This is a genomic window from Streptomyces sp. NPDC058678, from assembly GCF_042714835.1.
Lineage (GTDB): Bacteria > Actinomycetota > Actinomycetes > Streptomycetales > Streptomycetaceae > Streptomyces.
In genome coordinates this window covers 1-15,305 of record NZ_JBHXSG010000058.1, presented here as the reverse complement: position 1 = coordinate 15,305, position 15,305 = coordinate 1, and the positions used below count along the sequence as shown (strand labels likewise).

Here is a 15,305-nt window from a genome sequence, read left to right as displayed (position 1 = left end):
CACTGCCCCCGTCCCGGGTCGTCTCGTCTGTGAGACGTCGTGTGAGACGGGGCGGCCCCGGCTCGGTGACTCAACCACCGGCCAGGGCCTGAGTCCGGACCCCTGAACTGACCAGGAGACAGACCTGTGCCGAACCGTACCGTCACCCTGCCCACTCTTGACTATGGTCCGGTGACGCTCGCCGAGCCCGCTTGGTGTGCTGGCCACGATGGCCACCGCCCCGGCAGCCGAGCAGACCTCACCCACATCAGCCCGGAGACCTCGCTCGCCTTCGAAGGTCTGCGCGTCGGGACCGCCGTCCTCTTCCAGGCCCCCTACGCCACCATCGGCGCCAGCGAGCCCCGCGCCTCCGTCCACCTCGACTACGAGCCCGGACTGTCCGGCCTTAACCCGAGCGACCTGTACGACCTGGCGGCCGCCATGGACACGGGCGCGGACCAGCTGCGCAGCATCGCCGACCAGCTGACTGCGATCCTCGGCGGTGGCCAGTGAACCGAGACCCGCTCCTGTGGGCCGCTTTGGTCGCGGTCCTCGTCGTCCTCGCCTCCGCGGAGTACTCCCTTGCGGTCGCCTGCGGCTTCGGTACCTACGTCGCGGCGGGCGTGCCGGCCGCGCTGGACATCTACGCCGTGGCCGCGCTCAGGGCCGGCCGGGACGTCCCCCTCGTCGTCGCCGTGCTGATCGCGGTGAACGCGGCGAGCCACCTCGTCGAGGTTGGCCTACTACCTGTGTCGGTGCTCCTCGTCGTCGCGGTGTCCGCGATCGCCCCGTTCGTGCTGCTGCGCGTCCACCGGCTCGGCAAACTTGCGGCTGCTGAGCGGTCAGCGGAACTGGCACCGGAGCCGAGTTCCGCCCCGGCGGAACTGGCGGAACCGATCACCGTGCAGCGGGCACCCGAGCAGGTCGACGCGGCCCCCGTGGGCCCCGTCCTCGACCCGTGGACGCCAGTGGCGGAACTCGCGGGCGGAACCAGCGGAACCGAGGCCGGACCCGGCCCTGACGTGCCGTTCTCTGAGTGGTTCGAGACGCTGCCGACCGGCTTCGAGCCCGTGGCGGAGCCAGCACCGGAACCAGTTCCGCCCACAGTTCCGCCCACCGGAACCGGCGCCGCTGACATCGAGACGATCGACAGCAGCAACACGACCTTCGCGGCCCGTGTCGGCGTCGTACGCGAGTGGCTCCGCCAGGAACCGGAACTGACCGGAACCGAGATCGGAACCAGGCTCGGCGTGTCCGACGGATACGGCCGGCGCCTCCTCCGGACGGCCCGCGAGGGCTCGTGATCCTCCCCGTGCTGTTCGGGCTGTCCGCCCTGCTCGGCCTCTTCGGCCTGTGCGCTGTCGCGCTCCACGACGTCCCCAAGATCTCCGGGACCGTCGCCCTCATGCTCACCCTCGCCGCGCTCGGCGTGGCCATCCTCCGCTGAGGACACACCTTGAACTACGTCACCTTCGGCGGCGTGACCGTCGGCCTGTGCATCCTCGGCTACCAGCTCATGAGCTGGTGGCCCGGCCGCAAGCAGCTGATGAAGGACCCCGTCAAGCACGCGTCCAAGCTGCTCCCGTTCCTCACCTCTTGGGCGTACGGGTGCCTGACCACCCTCGGTATCGGCGGCCTGATCGGCATCGCGTCCAGCAGCATCCTGGGCCTGTCCAACTGGCTCGGCGACGCGGCCCTCGTCTGGGGTGTCGGCGAGTCCGTCGGCCAGCAGGCCGGGGCGAAGACCTTCATCCCCCTGTCCGGCCCCGGGGCGGCCCTCGTGCTCATCGCCACGGCCGTGTTCATCGCGGCGGTGAAGAAGGCCAGCGAGGAGAACTCGAAGACCCTGAAGCTCGGCGCCTGGTGCGGAATCTGCCTGGGCACCTCGGCGGGCGTGGCGGGGTTCGCTGCGGTGCCGCTCGCGCAGGCGGCGAACTGGTGCGGCAACACCCTGTACGCGGCCGTCTGATGGGCCGCAAGAGGGCGCCGGCCGAGGAGCCGGAGGAGTCGAGCCGGGCGGCAGGGGCGTGCGTGCTCGTGGTGCTCGGCGGGACGGCTGCCGCGGCGGTGTTCGCGGCCTCCGACGTGGCCGGTGTGCTCACTCTGTGGGTGGTCGGCGTGGTGCTGCTGTGGCGGTCCGTGCGCCGTACAGCTAACCCCGCTCCCCCACCGGAGGTGGAGCACCCCTCCTGTCGTGAATGCGCAGGTCACGAGCCTGCCCGCATCGAGGCCCAGAAGGGGATGTTGTTCTACAGCTTCGTTCTCCCTGACCGGCCGAACCACACGCACGTCCACCTCGCCGGGGAGGTGAACGAGGCATGATCCGTCGCCTGATCGCCGCGACCTACGACTACTGCAAGGTCTGCGGATGGTGGGTGAAGGACTGCGGCCACCCGCAGGACTAGGCCGCTGTGAAACGGGACCGCCCCGCCTTCCGGGAGGAGGGCGGGGCGGCGGCGCTCAGCCAACTTGGGCGAGCGCCTTGCGGAGGCAGCGGACGCACAATCACGCTGCCCGCGCGCTTGGGGTGACCCGCCGCCGGCGCGGAGACTCGGGCGTCGGCGGCGGGCCCCGTTTGGCCGCCCGATACGGGGCGTCGGAGCGGCCGTCATCCCGCTACCGGTGCGGTCGACGTGCGATCCGGTAGCGGGGGCTATGAGGGCTACATACGGCGGGCAACAGACGCCGGGAGGAACAGGTCCCTTGCGCGATGCTCCGCCCATAAATCGTCGATGCCCTGACTGCCAGCGCATTTCCGGTAGAAGCCGCAGCGCTCGCAGTCCTCGTGTGGCTCGGGTACCTCGGCGAGATGTTCATGGGCGATGTGACTGGCCAACATCATCTGGCACCGGAGAGCCCCCTCATACAGGTCAGAGAAGGCGAGCATGCCGAACGCGTCGGCCAAGTCGACGAGAAGGTGGGTGCAGCGGAGGCAGGCCCACATGAAAGGGGGCGGTACCGGCAGGTCAGCCACGGCTGCCCCCGGACTGGGGCAGCTTCTCGTGATGGTCGCACAGGGCGTTGAGGACGCGGGCCAGGCGGCGGGCGTAGGCGACCGGCCCGTGCGGGCCCCGGCCGGGCCGGGCACGTAGTTTCCCGCGCGCCTCGCCCACGCAGGCCAGGGCGCAGTAGCGGGGGATGCTCTCTCTGTCGAGCCGACCAGCCATCCGTTCGACCTCAGGGCCGAGGAGCTCCAAGTGCCCGCGCAGTGCAAGCGTCAGCGTGTCCAGCTCGTCGGCGGCCGGCGGGAGGACGTCCGGCCCGTCGTCCGGGCCGAGTAGGCGGAGCGCGGTTGCGCGCATCGTCTCGATGTCCGGTGGTGCGTGGTTCTGCTCTTCGGCGGCTGGCGGGTGGGTGGTAGAAGTGGTCACTGTTGGCGCTCCCTCGAAGCGTTGGCCACGCCCCGGGAGGCCACCACCTCGCCGGGGTCTGAAGGCTCAACCTTGCGAGCGCATACGGCTTCTGACTTCCCGCCGAGGGGTACCCATCGTGGGTACCCTCACTGTCAGACCACGCCATCACCAAGCGCGACGGGGCACCTCATGACCGGTCACGAACCGCCAACCGCGCTCCCCCGCGAGCTGCTTGAGCGCCCCGACGTGAGAGCCGCGCTCGCCACCCATGACTTCGGCACCGTGTTTTACGTCGCCCGCTCCGAGGCGGGCATCAGCTACTCGATGATCGCGGCGGAGTGTGGCATCAAGCCGGAGCGCGTGGGGACGCTGGCCAAGGGCAACGGCAGGGTGACGACGTTCGAGAAGATCGTCTGTATCGCCGACACGTTCCGGATCCCCGGCCACATGGTGGGGCTCGCCCCGCGACCGTGGGAGACACCCCGCGACGGGTCGGCCGGCGCTGCACCTCGCCGGGAGTTCCTCAAGGCCTCCGCGGCGGCGAGCCTCGCCGTCGGTCTCCCCGAGCTCTCCCGCCCCTCGACGGGCGGCCAGGTCGGTAGCGACCTCCCCGAGAAGCTGCGGCAGCGCACGGCTCGTCTGCGGCGCCTCGACGACGTCCTCGGCGGCGGCGACACCTACCGCACTTACCTCGGCGAGTACCAGGCCACCAGGTCGCTACTGCGCCACCGCGCGTACGCGGAGGAGACAGGGCGCGGGCTGCTGTCGGTGCTCGCCGAGCAGGCGCAGCAGGCCGGTTGGGCGGCGTTCGACGGTGGCCGGCATGCCGAGGCGCGCGGCCTGTATGAGGCGAGCCGCAAAGCCGCGGTGGATGCGGGGGATGCAGAGCTCGCCGGGAACGCGCTCGCCTTCCTGGCGTATCAGGGACTACGGGGTGACCGGCAGGCCCGGCAGGACGCAGTGCAGACCGCCGCCCGGTCGTGCGCGACCGTCGGCCCGGACGCTGCGCCGGGGGTTCGTGCGCTGCTGTACGAGCGGCTCGCGTGGGCGCACGCGGTGGCGGGCCAGGCCGACGAGACGGAACGTGCCCTGGAAGCCGCTCATGGGGCGCTCGCCGAGGCCGACGGCGAGCCTCAGCCGGATTGGGCGGCGTGGGTCGACGAGACCGAGTTGCAGATCATGTCCGGGCGGTGCTGGACGGAACTCCGCCTCCCGCTCCGCGCGGTGCCCGTCCTTGAGGCCGCGCTGGGCCGGTACGACGACTCGCACGCTCGGGACAAGGCGTTGTACCTGTCGTGGCTCGCAGACTCCTACCTGACTGCGGGGGAGGTCGAGCAGGCGGCAGCCGTCACGGGCCGTGCGCTCAACCTCTCCACTGGGGTGGCGTCGGTACGGCCCCGGGAGCGGCTCGCGCCGGTTCTCCAGCGGCTCGGTGCGCACCAGGCGCTGCCCGCAGTCGCGGAGGTCTTGGAGATGGCCCGCAGCTGAGCTACTCGGCGGGGGTGGTGTTCGCGGTGATCCAGTCGAGGCAGCCTTTCGATCCGGCCTGGATCGGTACGGCGGCGATCTCCGGGTTCTGCCAGGGGTGGTGCTTCAACAGGTGGGCTTCCAACTCCGGGTAGCGGGTCCGGGTGGTCTTCAGCAGCAGCTGCCATTCCTCGCCCGTGCCGAACTCGCCGTCGTGCCAGAACGCGGAGGTGACGGGGCCGATGATCTGGGCGCCGGCGGCGAGCCGTTCGGCGACGACGGAGCGGGCGAGCTCAACGGCTTGGTCGCGGGTGGGGGTTGCCGTGGATACCTGCACGAAGTCAGTCATGCCCGCGAGCCTAGCTACCTGGCACACGCGGCAGCGCCCGGCTCCTCGAGGAGGGATGCCGGGCGCCGGCACTACCGCCCCGTCGTATGCCGCTCCAATTCGTTGAGACGGGCCAGCGCAGCGCTGACGTGCTGGACCCCTTCCCGGGCGACGTCCGCCTGCTCTTCGAACCTCTGCTGCTCTTCAGCGCGCCTCTGCCTCTCTCGCGGCGTCGGTTCTTGGTCTGACCAGCGCCCGATGGTTCCCGTAGTTCCCGGCGCCATGGCGAAAGACTTGTCCCACGTTTCGGCCACTGTCTCCAAAGCGGCTCTGAGCTGTCTGTCCGTACGGCGTACAGCCAGGTCGCGGAGGCGCTCGGCAATGTCTCTGCGCTCATCCTTGAGGAACCAATCGGAGCGACGCCCCGTCGCTACGACCTCCCCGAACAGTCGGCGGCACTCAGTGAGCTGCTCGCGGACCGCATCGGCATCCGGTCCGATCGACAGGTGGTGGCGGCGGTTGATGCCCGCGCGTACGAGGGCGTAGATGGTTGCGAGGAATGCGAGCCAGCCGGGCACAAACTTGAGCCAGTCTTGCCACCACGGATCACCGGTGCTTGCCATGCCAATTCTCCCTTTCCACCCCGCATATCTGGTGAGGTGGAGCGGGAGGCTACGACCATGCTCGAGGAATCCGCAAACAGTGGCCGAACGTGGGCGGCCGTCAGTCCGTGAGGGGCTCGGCGTCCTTCCAGCGGCGGACGAACTCGCGTCCCTTCTCCGTGAAGCGGTAGAGCTCGGTGGTCTTGATGCCGCCTTCGAACCCGGTGATCTGGTACTGGAGATCATCGGCTTCCGCCAACAAGCCATCGTCGAGGAAACGGCTGATCAGGATGCGCACGCCGATGTGGATCGGGATCTCAGTATTGGGCGGCCAGTCGACAGCTTGCTCGATCAGCCGTCGTTCCAGGGTGCTGTACCTGCCGTTCAGCAGGGCGAGGTTCGTCTTGTAGTTGAGCATGGAGGCTCTCGGAATGCGCTTCTCAACGTCATAGCGCGTGTGGTGGTTCGGGCAGAGCGCGATGAGGTTGTCGAAGGTGTGCTGCCGAACCGTCGACCACGACTCGATGTGGGCAATCTCCACCGGGGTCATCCGGCATGTGGGGATGGCGCACGCGAATCCCGCCTCTTCCTTGACGGCTCGGGCCAGGGCCGCCGGCACCGGAGGTCTTTGCTGTGTCACGGGCGCACGGTACAGCGCGCCCGGCCTTCGCGTATCAGTGCCGGGCGCGCCGGGATTCTCACCGGGCGGGCGGTAGGTCCTCTGGGCGGATGTAGTCGCCGAAGCCGTGCACGCGCCAGTAGCCGTCGGACGGGCGCCACTGCATGGTGATGATGTGCGCGCCCACCGGCACGTACCCGTCCGACCTCACCGTCTGGTTCGGATCGGGGAGCGCTACGACCTTCGCGTACCGGACGTCCGGCTCGCCGAGCGCCGGGGCGTCGGCGCGGGTAGCTAGACCTCGCTCGCCGATCATGTCTCGGATCCGCGTGAAGTCACCCCACGCACCCCACGACTCGGGGGTGCATATCTGGTGCAGGGCGTTGATGTCGGGGCCGCCATCGTCCATCACGGCGTTGTAGAACGCGAACGCGACAGCCATCGGATTGTGCGGGTCGCTGAGATCCCCCGCGTCCGCCATCGCGGCCTCGTCATCGCCGGGCACAAGGCCCTGGCCGCTCGGCTGATCATCCTCTGGTAGTTCTCTCATGCACCCACCTTGCCTGCTGGTGACCCATTTGGCCGATAGAACACACAGATGCCCGGCCCCTGGTGAGGGTGCCGGGCATCTGTCAGGCGGGGGCAGGTCAGCGCCGGCCGTACTCGATGACGCCGGGCCGCACTTCGCGTCCGGTATCCCGCGGTTGCGCCTGGGGGTCGTCCGCGATGAGCGGCCAGTCGTACGCCTCCTGCGGCTTCGGCACAGGCGTGAAGTCCTGCCGCTCAAAGCCACGATTCGGACCGCGTCCGGCGAGGACCTCGCGCAGCGACTGCGCCTCGTCGACCATGCCCTTCTCCTCGAGGTGGAAGTCGGTCCATGCGCGGACGGTGTCCACCTCACCGTGGTCAACGGCGAACGTGAGGACCGCTCGGCGCTGCGCGTCGTCACCGAAGCGTTCGGCCTCGGCGAGCATCCGCATGCGGCCCGCGCGGTCCGTCGCCTGCGCCTCCTTCCACGCGACCCGGAAAGCGGTCATCAACACGGCCTTGTCCGCGGGGGTGGCGTCCTCGGCGATGCCTGCCCCGACCGGTACCAGGGACTCCAGGTGAGCGAGGCGTTCGCGGCGGCGGGCGGTCAGCCGCTCGTACGCCTCCGTGATCTCCCGTACGTGCACGTCGTACAGGTCGGATACCTGCTGGGCCTTCCAGCGGGCGGATGCGTCATGGTTGCTGCGGATCGGGTCGGCCTGCTCCACGAACGTCGTCTTCGAGGTGCGCGCGGCGAGGTGGTCGACGTCTTCGTTGGGGTGTGGCATCGGGGCGGGGATGGTCATGGTCACGCGTCCCTCTGGATCAGGGCGCGCACGTTCACGCGGCCGTTGGAGTCGGTCAGGTCGCCGTCGTGGGCGAGCTCCTGGTCGACGTTGTACTTGCGCATCTCGCGCGGGTAGGCCGCGAGCACGCGGTGCAGGACGGCGGCGAGCAGGGTGCCAGCGCGCATGCGCCGGTAGACCTTGTGGCCGATCGTGACGTTCTCGCCGCCGACCATGTGCGTGAGGGCGTCGGGTGCGCGGCCCTCGCCGTGGATGGGGCGAATGCCAGCGGCGGCCATCTGCCGGCCCCACTTGGTGATGCGGGCGTTGTGGGCCTGTACGGCCTCGCACAGGCCGCGCGTTGCGGCCTCGTACGCGTCGTAGGCGGCGATGAGCTGCTCGGCTCCGTCGAGATCGGCGGCGGCCTCGGCGCGGATCTGCGCCTTGATCTCCTCGCGCCGGGCCTGCCTGCGGGCCTCGCGGACAGTGGCCTGCCGCTGCTCGGCGTCCGGGACCAGGAGCGCGGAGTGCTCGGCCACTGCCCGCAGTTCGGCGAGGCGGGCAGGGCTGACGCTGGAGGGGACTTCCAGGGCGTCGGCCAGGGCGCGGGCGGCTTCGTCAGCGGCTTGCCGAGCATCGGCGGCGAGGGCGTCTACCTCGGCGTCGGTCATCGTCAGCGGGTCGGGTGGCTCCGTGGTCGTGGCGGGCATCCGTCGGCCTTCCTGCGGCTGTTCACGAGGTACTGGGCGTCGTCCGGGTGCCACGCGTTGCGCGCGGCCGGGGTGACGCCTGCCTGTTCAGCCAGGCGACGGGCGTGACGTTCAGTCACGCCGAGCCGGACGGCGAGCTGTTCAGTGCTGATCAGATCGCGTTCCGACTGTGGCCTGATGTCCGTGAATGTCCGTCCGGGGTGTCCGGGCGCGGACATGTGTGTGAGGGCGGCGAGGCGCAACGCGTCCATGGCGGCGGCGACTTCGGGGCGTACGCGGACGCCGTCGGCCTGGCGGTGCGCGACGTGCTTGCGCAGGACGAGCCACAGGGGGTGGCAGACGTCGGCGGGCAGGAAGACGCCCCCGGCGGCGATCACGGCCGGAGGCGGCCCCTGGTGCAGCTCAGGCGACGTCATCAGGCGTCCCGGCCCGCTCCGGACGTGCTCCGCCCTCGAGCAGCTGGAGCAAGCCAGGAGACAACGGCCGGCCCGAGCTGCCCGCGCGGCGCAGCTGGCGCGCGAGACGGGCCTTATCCCGCTCCAACTGTGCGCGCTCCTGGTCGGCCTTCTCCTGCGCCTCGGCGGCCCTCGTGGTGAGCGAGGCCAGCATCTGCGTCGCGCGGTGCACGATCCGGCCGGCCTCGGCAGCCGTCTCGGGGTCCGGGTCGCGGGCCAGGCGGGAGACCTGGCGGCGGAACCGGTCATGCACCTGGTTCCAGTCGTCCCGGCCGGGGAAGCCGTCCCCGCGCTTGGAGTGTTCGGGCTGATCGGTGGGGGTGTCGGACATGTGGGACTCCTGTGTGGGGGTGTCGCGCGCGAGCGCGTCATGAGCACGACCCCGGGGAACCGGTTCTCCGGTGCCTGTCTGGTCAGTGGGGGAGTTGGGGGTTGTCGGCGCGTTCGACGGTGTAGGTGGTGTGGTTTTCGCGGGCGAGGATGGCGGCGATGAGGTCGTTGTCGGTGGCGGGTTGGTCGGGGGCCTGGTCCTGGTTGTTCCAGTCGTCCCAGTGGGGGTCGTAGGTGTCGTACGGGTCGTTGGCTTCCCAGGCGTCGGGGTCGTCGTAGGTGGCGTAGGCGTCTGCTGGGGGCGCCCACACGGTGTGGTTACGGCTGGTGGTCCAGTAGTGGCCGCAGGACCGGCAGATGTACCGCTGAGGCTCGTCTGCCGGGTCCTGGGGGTCGGTGCTGGCGCAGCAGCGGGGGCAGTTGTCCATCACCGGAACTCCCGGCGGAGGTCGGGCCCGCTGATGGGCACGACGGTGGCGATCTGTGCGAGCCGAGAGGTGAGGCGTTCGCCGAGGACTCCGGCGAGATCGCGGCCGCCGTGGGCGTCGCGCACCAGGAGGTTGCTGGTCATGATCAGCGGCCGCTGCTCGTTGTACCGGTCGTTGAACAGCCGGAACATGTTCTGCTCGGTGGTCTCGGACTCCTTGAAGACGTCGATGTCGTCGAGGAAGAGCAGAGGGACGCGGCAGTAGCGGCGTAGTTGCTGCTCGATGTCGTGATGAGGGTCGCCGGGGTGGACGCGTAGATCGCCGTGCATGTCGGCCGCCGTGGTGGCAATCAGCTGGAAGTGGGGCAGGCCTGCTTCGGCGATGCGGCGGAGGGCGCCGTACGCCTGGTGCGTCTTGCCGGTGCCGACGTCGCCGAAAAGCAGCAAGGCACCGGCAGTGTCGAAGTCGGCGATGGCTCGGTCTGCCCAGGCGATGACGTCGGGGTGGGTGACGGCGGCCTGGCGGTACCGCTTGGGGGTCGCGGTCTCCAGTCGCGCCAGGGCGACGGTGGCGCGCTGGCGACGGTGGTATTCCGGGTGCCCGGGCTCGTCGGGGGTGGGGTCGTCGTCGATGGGGCCGGCGGGCATGTCGAGGCCGCGGGCGGCGAGGGCTTCGCGGAAGCGCTCCATGGCGCCGGTGCCGTCGACGGTGCGGGGCTCGCGGCGAGAGGTCGGCTCGGGGCGCGGTGGGGTAGGTCTGGCGTGGGGGTCGTTCGCGGCCTGGTCGATGGCCGCTTGAATCTGCTCCAGGGTCGGGATGTTGTCGGTCTGGGGCATCAGAATCGTTGCCCTTCGTCGTGGTAGTCGGAGTCCGGGCGGCGCTCGTTGCGAGGCTTCGGCCCGGTGGTCTGCTGGGGCTGGAGGGCGACTTGAAGAGTGCCTCCGGAGACGGGGCGGCCTTCCTTGGCGACGCGGTCCAGGGCGTGCGCGAGGTCGTCACGGTCGATGCCGTTGCCGATGGCGGTGCGGATGACCGTGCGTACGGCGATGAACGACTGCGTACAGCGGCTCTTGTGGTGGTCCCAGAAAGCGGCGGTCAGATCGTCAGCGACCTGGTGCGGGTTCGGCTTCGCCGGACCCTTACGGGACTTTTGGGACTCACGGGACTTCGGGACTGCACTGGAACTCTTGGGGGGCTCTCCGCCCCTAGGGCTGGGAGACGTGCGCCCCTTGCCTGGGGGCTCTGTGCCTCCAGCCTGGGAGCCCTCATCCCCTAGGTCTGGGGGCTCTGTGCCCCTAGGTCCATCTGAGGCTGGGGGCTCTGTGCCCCTAGCCTCCGGCGGGATGAGCAAGGCGTAGTGCGTACGCTCGTGCTCCGTCCGGGCTTTGACGGCGTCCGGGCGGTCGCGGCGAACCCATTTCTCGTCTTCCAGTCGATCAAGGTGGCGACGAACCGTCTTACGGTCAAGGCCCGTTGCGACCACCAGCGTGCCCAAGGAGGGCTGGAAGCGGTCGGGGATGACGCCTGTGTCCATGTCGGCCCAGGTGGCGATGGTGAGTGCGAGATGGCGCGATGGCGGCGGCAGGTCGCTGCGCCGGATCGCGCGCTCGTACTCAAATCGGCCAGGCATCAGGCGCCCCTCGTTGGTGCGGGTACTCCGGAGGCCCCCAGCGCGCTGCTGGGGGCTCCCGGGGCGGAACGGTGGGTCACGTGCGGAGCGTCGTCATTTCTCGCCGGTGCGGGCGTCCCGGCCGGCGTAGAGGTTGACCGCGCTGCGGAGGGCGAGCCAGTCGCCGTCGGTGTCCGTGGAGGCGGCGAAGACCGCGGCGATCGCGTCGAGGGCGGCGTCGAACGGGTCCGCGGGGGTGCTGGCGTCCAGCTGGTCGACGGGGTCGCTCACGGCGGCGACGGCCTGGACGGCGAACGGCACTCGACCGGTGCGCGCGGTGGCGATCTCGGCGGGAATCGTGGCACTCTGCATACGAAGCTCCTTCGACGGCGGCGCAACGGGTTCACGGCCCGCGCCGCCGTTCGGCTGTTCAGGGATGGATGGCTGGTGGCTTCCGGCCCCCGGCTACAGGCGTTGGCGCGCCTGCTGGGGGCTGTTCTCATGCGGCTTCGAGCAGCCGGACGAGCGACGCGGTGACGACGCGCTTGGCGCCGAAGTCGAGGACCTTTACCGGTGCCTGGCCCGTCGCGATCAGGCGGTAGAGCTGTGCCCTGCTGATGCCCATGGCGCGGGCCGCGGTGGTGACGTCGACCGTGGCTGGCCAACTGCGGATCTCGTTCAGGGTGGGTGTCTCACTCATAGCGATCAAACGAATCACCGTCTCCACCGGTGCGTGGCTGTCTCACGTTGACCTCCGGGGTCTCATCAAGTCGCTATGACATGGCGGGGAATCCACAATCTATGCAATGAATTCTCCGTCTTGGAGAATGTAGCGCAGTCCGCTGGACGTTCGCTAGTACGTGGTGCAGAATCCATGTCATGGCGATTTCGGAGTCTGGACCGACCTCCGCTCAGGTGGCTCGGAACATCGAGCGGGTGCGCAAGGCTCGCCAGTTGAAGCAGAAGGACGTGTCTGACCGGCTCCGCAAGGCAGGCCGGCCCCTGTTGGCCACGGTGGTCAGCAAGGTCGAGCGGGGTGAACGGCGCATCGACGTGGATGACCTGGTGGCGTTCGCCCTCGCGCTGAACGTCAGCCCGCTCGCCCTCCTACTCCCTCCTCGAGGGAACGGAAACCCGTACATCCCCTTGACCGACGGCGTCACCGCCACTCTTGCCGAGGCTTGGGACTGGGCTACCGGGGTGCACGCTCTCCCAGAACGGCCGGGGGAGAAGGCGAGTCAGGAGAAGCAGGAGGCGTACGAACTGCTCAGCCACTCGCAGGAGCAGCGCTACGTCAAGCGGAAGCCTGCGGGGCGCGCCGTCGACGTGCTGCACGACGAGGTGTACCGCTTGATTGGCATCTCTGAAGTCAGCACCGAGCGTCTTGATGAAGAGTTCAGTGACCGCCTGGACGCCGTGCGGACCTGGCTCGACCGCCTGTCCGCTGAGGTGGACCGTGCCGCAAAGGAGCATTCCGAACTCTCCCGTGAGGCTCGCCGATGGAAGGAAGAGCAACAGCAGGCGCGCCCGGCGGCGGACGGCTGAAGGTACACGCCGTCGGAGAGGGGGAGGTATGCCGGAGATCAAGAAGGTCACGTTGCAGAGCGGCAAGGTCCGCTACCGCACGGTGGTCGACGCTGGTCACGACGAGAACGGCAAGCGGGTGCAGATCACCATCACGCGCGACACCAAGACCGAGGTCAAGGCCGAGTGCAGCCGCATCCAGCACCAGCGTTCCGCTGGCACGCTCATCCTGCCCAGCAAGATCACGGTAGGGGAGTGGCTTGACCAGTGGCTGGAGTACAAGCGGCGCGACGTCGAGGAGACGACGATCCGCACGTACCGTCTCGCCCTCGTCCACGTCCGCGACCGCATCGGGCACGTCCGGCTCCAGGAGCTCACCGAGGACCAGGTGCAGGACTGCATCGACGACATCGTCACCAAGGGCCGCCGCAAGGGCGGCACGGCTGGCACCCGCCTCGCCGTGTCGACCGCTGAGGGCGTCCTGACCCGGCTCCGGGAGGCGTTGAAGCGCGCAGCCGTCCGCAAGCTGATCCCGGAGAGTCCCGCGCAGTTCGTGCGGGTCAGCCTCGCCGACAAGAAGACCGACAAGCGCGAGCGGCCGAGGGTCAAGCCGTGGACCGCAGCGGAGGTGCAGCGCTTCATCGCGGGCATCGAGCGCGACCGCCTGTACGCTCCGCTGCTGCTCAGCCTCATGGGCCTACGGCCGGCCGAGGTCGTCGGTTTCCGCTGGACGGACGTTGACCTGAAGCTGGCCACGCTGGAGACCGCCAACACCCGCACGATGATCGGCAACGTGCAGGTGCTGGAGAAGGACACCAAGACCGAGGCGGGGGAACGCGTCCTGCCGCTGCCCGGCCCGGTGCTGGAGGCCCTGAAGAAGTTCCGCGCTGTCCAGGCCCGGGAGAAGCTCGCCGCGGGCGAGGGCTACACCGACTCCGGGTACGTCGTCGTCGACCAGCTCGGGATGCCGAGGAACACGCGGCATCTGCGCGAGCACGCGTACCGGCTCATGCGCGAGCTGGAGATGCGGCGGGTTCGGCTGTACGACGCACGGCACTCGTGCTTGTCGTACCTCGCGGTGAACGGCGTCCCTGATGTCGTCCTCGCCGCGTGGGCCGGCCACACGAACGCGAGCTTCACCAAGCGGAAGTACGTCACGGTCGATGTCGAGGACATGAGGGCTGCGGCGACCGCTTGGGACAGCTTCCACGGGGGTGATCGAAAAGCCCCTGTGTGAGATTTTGTGAGAAACGATCTCCCCGGAGATCACTCACAGGGCCGCTGACCAGCGGATATCTGCAACGACGTAGAACAGTGTACGGATTCTACTGGCGATTCCTGCAGGCCAGCGCCGCGGGTGTGTTCGTCGGAACCTACGAGAGCGCCGCGACGAGGTCGGCCGGCCCCTCCACGTGGTCCGACTCCGGCGCACACCGGCAGGCCGGCGCCTTGTGGCGCCACGACGGCACCAGGTCCAGGAGCTCCGGCCACTCCAGCAGACTGGCCCGGTACTTCGCCACGACCGCCGCCCTCGTGCCGTCCCGCCCCTTCGCCGGAGCCGGCGCCGTACTCGCGGGTCCGGCACCTGATGTTGATCACCCGCCGGTCAGGGCGGGCTACTCCGCCGACCGCTCGTACGGCCGCAGGTCCGGACGTTTCGGCGGCAGTCCGTCGCCCGAGGAGCGGCCCGTCAGCCGGCGGCCGATCCACGGCAGCAGGTACTGCCGGGCGAACCGGACGTCCTCGGCCCGTCGGGCGGCCCAGCCCGGCGGCAGGGTGAGCGGCAGCGGAGTGCGCCACTCGGTGTCCTCGGGCTCGTGGCCGAGCGACTGCCAGACCGCCTCGGCGACCCGGCGGTGGCCCTCCGCTGTCAGGTGCAGCCGGTCCACGTCCCACATCCGCGGGTCGCCCAGCGAGGGCGCCCCGTACAGGTCGACGACCAGAGCGCCGTGCTTGTCGGCGAGAGCGTCGACGCACTCGAACAGCTCCTCCATGCGCGGCCGGAAACGCTCCAGGACCGGGCCCTGGCGCCCCGGGCTGCGCATCAGCACCAGCTGCTTGCAGGACGGGGCGAGCCGCTCCACGGCCTCCGTCAGCAGGGCGCGGACCCGCCCCATGTCGCACTTGGGGCGGAGCGTGTCGTTGAGCCCGCCGACCAGCGTGACCACGTCGGCCTGCATGGCCGCCGCCACGTCGATCTGCTCGGCGACGATCTGCCCGATCAGCTTGCCGCGCACCGCGAGGTTGGCGTACCGGAAGCCGGGGGAGTGGGCGGCCATCCGCCCGGCGAGCAGGTCGGCCCAGCCCCGGTAGGTGCCGTCCGGCAGCAGGTCCGACATGCCCTCGGTGAAGGAGTCGCCGACCGCGACCAGGCTGGTGTGTGTGGGGTTCGTCTGCATGGCGTCAGCGATGGTAACCCGGGTCCATACCCGTCGGTCGGTCGGCCCTGACGCCCCACCTCACCGGTCACGCCGGTCGACAGAACGGCTCAGGCCCGCTGCCGCGGCACCGGCTCAGGCCCGCTGCCGCGGCACCGGCTCAGGCCCGCTGCCCCCGCAACCGCACACTCCCCCAGACGCCGCACCCGC

The 15,305-nt window shown here is 69.8% G+C and carries 24 protein-coding genes; 8 read left to right on the top strand and 16 right to left on the bottom strand.

Annotation, left to right across the window (positions count from 1 at the left end):
• Positions 1-126 precede the first annotated feature (126 nt).
• Genes ACFWWR_RS37125 through ACFWWR_RS37105 form a run of 5 tightly spaced genes read left to right on the top strand, consistent with a single transcriptional unit; the run spans position 127 to position 2,301 of the window.
• Positions 127-492, top strand: a complete 366-nt coding sequence (locus tag ACFWWR_RS37125; RefSeq protein ID WP_384308029.1) for a DUF6907 domain-containing protein — start codon at positions 127-129, stop codon at positions 490-492.
• Positions 489-1,283, top strand: a complete 795-nt coding sequence (locus ACFWWR_RS37120; RefSeq protein WP_384308026.1) for a hypothetical protein — start codon at positions 489-491, stop codon at positions 1,281-1,283. Before ACFWWR_RS37125 ends, ACFWWR_RS37120 begins: the two co-directional genes overlap by 4 nt.
• Complete coding sequence (locus ACFWWR_RS37115) at positions 1,280-1,426, top strand: hypothetical protein (RefSeq protein ID WP_384308023.1); 147 nt, start codon at positions 1,280-1,282, stop codon at positions 1,424-1,426. Before ACFWWR_RS37120 ends, ACFWWR_RS37115 begins: the two co-directional genes overlap by 4 nt.
• 9 nt (positions 1,427-1,435) lie before the next feature.
• Positions 1,436-1,948, top strand: coding sequence for a hypothetical protein (locus ACFWWR_RS37110; protein ID WP_384308020.1), 513 nt, complete (start codon positions 1,436-1,438; stop codon positions 1,946-1,948).
• Entirely contained in the window at positions 1,948-2,301 is a 354-nt protein-coding gene (locus tag ACFWWR_RS37105) for a hypothetical protein (RefSeq protein ID WP_384308017.1), read from the top strand. The genes ACFWWR_RS37110 and ACFWWR_RS37105 overlap by 1 nt, the downstream gene beginning before the upstream one ends.
• Before the next feature lie 644 nt (positions 2,302-2,945).
• On the opposite strand, the gene ACFWWR_RS37100 is transcribed toward ACFWWR_RS37105, so the two are convergent.
• Positions 2,946-3,350 carry a DUF6415 family natural product biosynthesis protein gene (locus ACFWWR_RS37100; RefSeq protein ID WP_384308014.1) on the bottom strand — a complete coding sequence of 135 codons (405 nt, stop codon included), beginning with the start codon at positions 3,348-3,350 and terminating at the stop codon, positions 2,946-2,948.
• 171 nt (positions 3,351-3,521) lie between these two features.
• Here ACFWWR_RS37100 and ACFWWR_RS37095 point away from each other — a divergent pair, with 171 nt between their 5' ends.
• Complete coding sequence (locus ACFWWR_RS37095) at positions 3,522-4,820, top strand: XRE family transcriptional regulator (protein ID WP_384308012.1); 1,299 nt, start codon at positions 3,522-3,524, stop codon at positions 4,818-4,820.
• 1 nt (position 4,821) lies between these two features.
• On the opposite strand, the gene cutA is transcribed toward ACFWWR_RS37095, so the two are convergent.
• The 13 genes from cutA to ACFWWR_RS37030 all read right to left on the bottom strand — a co-directional run bounded on the left by cutA (position 4,822) and on the right by ACFWWR_RS37030 (position 11,893).
• Complete coding sequence (gene cutA, locus ACFWWR_RS37090; RefSeq protein WP_384308009.1) at positions 4,822-5,148, bottom strand: divalent-cation tolerance protein CutA; 327 nt, start codon at positions 5,146-5,148, stop codon at positions 4,822-4,824.
• 71 nt (positions 5,149-5,219) lie between these two features.
• Positions 5,220-5,750 carry a hypothetical protein gene (locus ACFWWR_RS37085; RefSeq protein ID WP_384308006.1) on the bottom strand — a complete coding sequence of 177 codons (531 nt, stop codon included), beginning with the start codon at positions 5,748-5,750 and terminating at the stop codon, positions 5,220-5,222.
• Between the two features lie 100 nt (positions 5,751-5,850).
• Entirely contained in the window at positions 5,851-6,369 is a 519-nt protein-coding gene (locus ACFWWR_RS37080) for an HNH endonuclease (RefSeq protein ID WP_384308003.1), read from the bottom strand.
• 58 nt (positions 6,370-6,427) lie between these two features.
• Positions 6,428-6,898, bottom strand: a complete 471-nt coding sequence (locus ACFWWR_RS37075; RefSeq protein WP_384308000.1) for a hypothetical protein — start codon at positions 6,896-6,898, stop codon at positions 6,428-6,430.
• Between the two features lie 97 nt (positions 6,899-6,995).
• The gene (locus ACFWWR_RS37070) at positions 6,996-7,682 is read right to left on the bottom strand and encodes a hypothetical protein (RefSeq protein ID WP_384307997.1); all 687 of its coding nucleotides are present in this window, start codon (positions 7,680-7,682) and stop codon (positions 6,996-6,998) included.
• Positions 7,683-7,684: 2 nt separating this feature from the next.
• Positions 7,685-8,371: a hypothetical protein gene (locus ACFWWR_RS37065; protein ID WP_384307994.1), complete on the bottom strand. Its 687-nt coding sequence runs from the start codon at positions 8,369-8,371 to the stop codon at positions 7,685-7,687.
• Positions 8,335-8,787, bottom strand: a complete 453-nt coding sequence (locus tag ACFWWR_RS37060; RefSeq protein WP_384307991.1) for a hypothetical protein — start codon at positions 8,785-8,787, stop codon at positions 8,335-8,337. Before ACFWWR_RS37060 ends, ACFWWR_RS37065 begins: the two co-directional genes overlap by 37 nt.
• On the bottom strand, positions 8,774-9,157 hold the full coding sequence (locus ACFWWR_RS37055; RefSeq protein WP_384307988.1) for a hypothetical protein: 384 nt from the start codon (positions 9,155-9,157) through the stop codon (positions 8,774-8,776). The genes ACFWWR_RS37060 and ACFWWR_RS37055 overlap by 14 nt, the downstream gene beginning before the upstream one ends.
• Before the next feature lie 82 nt (positions 9,158-9,239).
• On the bottom strand, positions 9,240-9,584 hold the full coding sequence (locus ACFWWR_RS37050; protein ID WP_384307986.1) for a hypothetical protein: 345 nt from the start codon (positions 9,582-9,584) through the stop codon (positions 9,240-9,242).
• Positions 9,584-10,420 (bottom strand): ATP-binding protein, encoded by an 837-nt coding sequence (locus ACFWWR_RS37045; RefSeq protein ID WP_384307983.1) that lies wholly within the window; start codon positions 10,418-10,420, stop codon positions 9,584-9,586. Before ACFWWR_RS37045 ends, ACFWWR_RS37050 begins: the two co-directional genes overlap by 1 nt.
• Positions 10,420-11,214, bottom strand: a complete 795-nt coding sequence (locus tag ACFWWR_RS37040; RefSeq protein WP_384307980.1) for a hypothetical protein — start codon at positions 11,212-11,214, stop codon at positions 10,420-10,422. The genes ACFWWR_RS37045 and ACFWWR_RS37040 overlap by 1 nt, the downstream gene beginning before the upstream one ends.
• Before the next feature lie 93 nt (positions 11,215-11,307).
• Positions 11,308-11,565, bottom strand: coding sequence for a hypothetical protein (locus tag ACFWWR_RS37035; protein ID WP_384307978.1), 258 nt, complete (start codon positions 11,563-11,565; stop codon positions 11,308-11,310).
• Between the two features lie 127 nt (positions 11,566-11,692).
• Positions 11,693-11,893, bottom strand: a complete 201-nt coding sequence (locus tag ACFWWR_RS37030) for a DNA-binding protein (RefSeq protein WP_384307975.1) — start codon at positions 11,891-11,893, stop codon at positions 11,693-11,695.
• A gap of 179 nt (positions 11,894-12,072) precedes the next feature.
• Between ACFWWR_RS37030 and ACFWWR_RS37025 the strand changes: the two genes are divergently transcribed.
• Both ACFWWR_RS37025 and ACFWWR_RS37020 read left to right on the top strand, forming a co-directional pair.
• Positions 12,073-12,738 carry a helix-turn-helix domain-containing protein gene (locus tag ACFWWR_RS37025; protein ID WP_384307973.1) on the top strand — a complete coding sequence of 222 codons (666 nt, stop codon included), beginning with the start codon at positions 12,073-12,075 and terminating at the stop codon, positions 12,736-12,738.
• A gap of 28 nt (positions 12,739-12,766) precedes the next feature.
• Positions 12,767-13,954, top strand: a complete 1,188-nt coding sequence (locus tag ACFWWR_RS37020; RefSeq protein WP_384307970.1) for a tyrosine-type recombinase/integrase — start codon at positions 12,767-12,769, stop codon at positions 13,952-13,954.
• 136 nt (positions 13,955-14,090) lie between these two features.
• On the opposite strand, the gene ACFWWR_RS37015 is transcribed toward ACFWWR_RS37020, so the two are convergent.
• Together ACFWWR_RS37015 and ACFWWR_RS37010 are read right to left on the bottom strand one after the other, a co-directional pair.
• Entirely contained in the window at positions 14,091-14,237 is a 147-nt protein-coding gene (locus tag ACFWWR_RS37015; RefSeq protein WP_383867103.1) for a hypothetical protein, read from the bottom strand.
• Positions 14,238-14,333: 96 nt separating this feature from the next.
• Complete coding sequence (locus ACFWWR_RS37010; RefSeq protein WP_383867101.1) at positions 14,334-15,116, bottom strand: SGNH/GDSL hydrolase family protein; 783 nt, start codon at positions 15,114-15,116, stop codon at positions 14,334-14,336.
• Positions 15,117-15,305 lie beyond the last annotated feature (189 nt).

What these genes read in the sequence shown, in the direction of transcription:
- ACFWWR_RS37105 (WP_384308017.1), top strand. Translation starts at nt 1,948, where the DNA reads ATGGGCCGCAAGAGGGCGCCGGCCGAGGAGCCGGAGGAGTCGAGCCGG.
- ACFWWR_RS37095 (WP_384308012.1), top strand. Translation starts at nt 3,522, where the DNA reads ATGACCGGTCACGAACCGCCAACCGCGCTCCCCCGCGAGCTGCTTGAG.
- cutA (WP_384308009.1), bottom strand. Translation starts at nt 5,148, where the DNA reads ATGACTGACTTCGTGCAGGTATCCACGGCAACCCCCACCCGCGACCAA.
- ACFWWR_RS37085 (WP_384308006.1), bottom strand. Translation starts at nt 5,750, where the DNA reads ATGGCAAGCACCGGTGATCCGTGGTGGCAAGACTGGCTCAAGTTTGTG.
- ACFWWR_RS37075 (WP_384308000.1), bottom strand. Translation starts at nt 6,898, where the DNA reads ATGAGAGAACTACCAGAGGATGATCAGCCGAGCGGCCAGGGCCTTGTG.
- ACFWWR_RS37070 (WP_384307997.1), bottom strand. Translation starts at nt 7,682, where the DNA reads ATGACCATCCCCGCCCCGATGCCACACCCCAACGAAGACGTCGACCAC.
- ACFWWR_RS37065 (WP_384307994.1), bottom strand. Translation starts at nt 8,371, where the DNA reads ATGCCCGCCACGACCACGGAGCCACCCGACCCGCTGACGATGACCGAC.
- ACFWWR_RS37060 (WP_384307991.1), bottom strand. Translation starts at nt 8,787, where the DNA reads ATGACGTCGCCTGAGCTGCACCAGGGGCCGCCTCCGGCCGTGATCGCC.
- ACFWWR_RS37055 (WP_384307988.1), bottom strand. Translation starts at nt 9,157, where the DNA reads ATGTCCGACACCCCCACCGATCAGCCCGAACACTCCAAGCGCGGGGAC.
- ACFWWR_RS37050 (WP_384307986.1), bottom strand. Translation starts at nt 9,584, where the DNA reads ATGGACAACTGCCCCCGCTGCTGCGCCAGCACCGACCCCCAGGACCCG.
- ACFWWR_RS37045 (WP_384307983.1), bottom strand. Translation starts at nt 10,420, where the DNA reads ATGCCCCAGACCGACAACATCCCGACCCTGGAGCAGATTCAAGCGGCC.
- ACFWWR_RS37040 (WP_384307980.1), bottom strand. Translation starts at nt 11,214, where the DNA reads ATGCCTGGCCGATTTGAGTACGAGCGCGCGATCCGGCGCAGCGACCTG.
- ACFWWR_RS37035 (WP_384307978.1), bottom strand. Translation starts at nt 11,565, where the DNA reads ATGCAGAGTGCCACGATTCCCGCCGAGATCGCCACCGCGCGCACCGGT.
- ACFWWR_RS37030 (WP_384307975.1), bottom strand. Translation starts at nt 11,893, where the DNA reads ATGAGTGAGACACCCACCCTGAACGAGATCCGCAGTTGGCCAGCCACG.
- ACFWWR_RS37025 (WP_384307973.1), top strand. Translation starts at nt 12,073, where the DNA reads ATGGCGATTTCGGAGTCTGGACCGACCTCCGCTCAGGTGGCTCGGAAC.
- ACFWWR_RS37020 (WP_384307970.1), top strand. Translation starts at nt 12,767, where the DNA reads ATGCCGGAGATCAAGAAGGTCACGTTGCAGAGCGGCAAGGTCCGCTAC.
- ACFWWR_RS37010 (WP_383867101.1), bottom strand. Translation starts at nt 15,116, where the DNA reads ATGCAGACGAACCCCACACACACCAGCCTGGTCGCGGTCGGCGACTCC.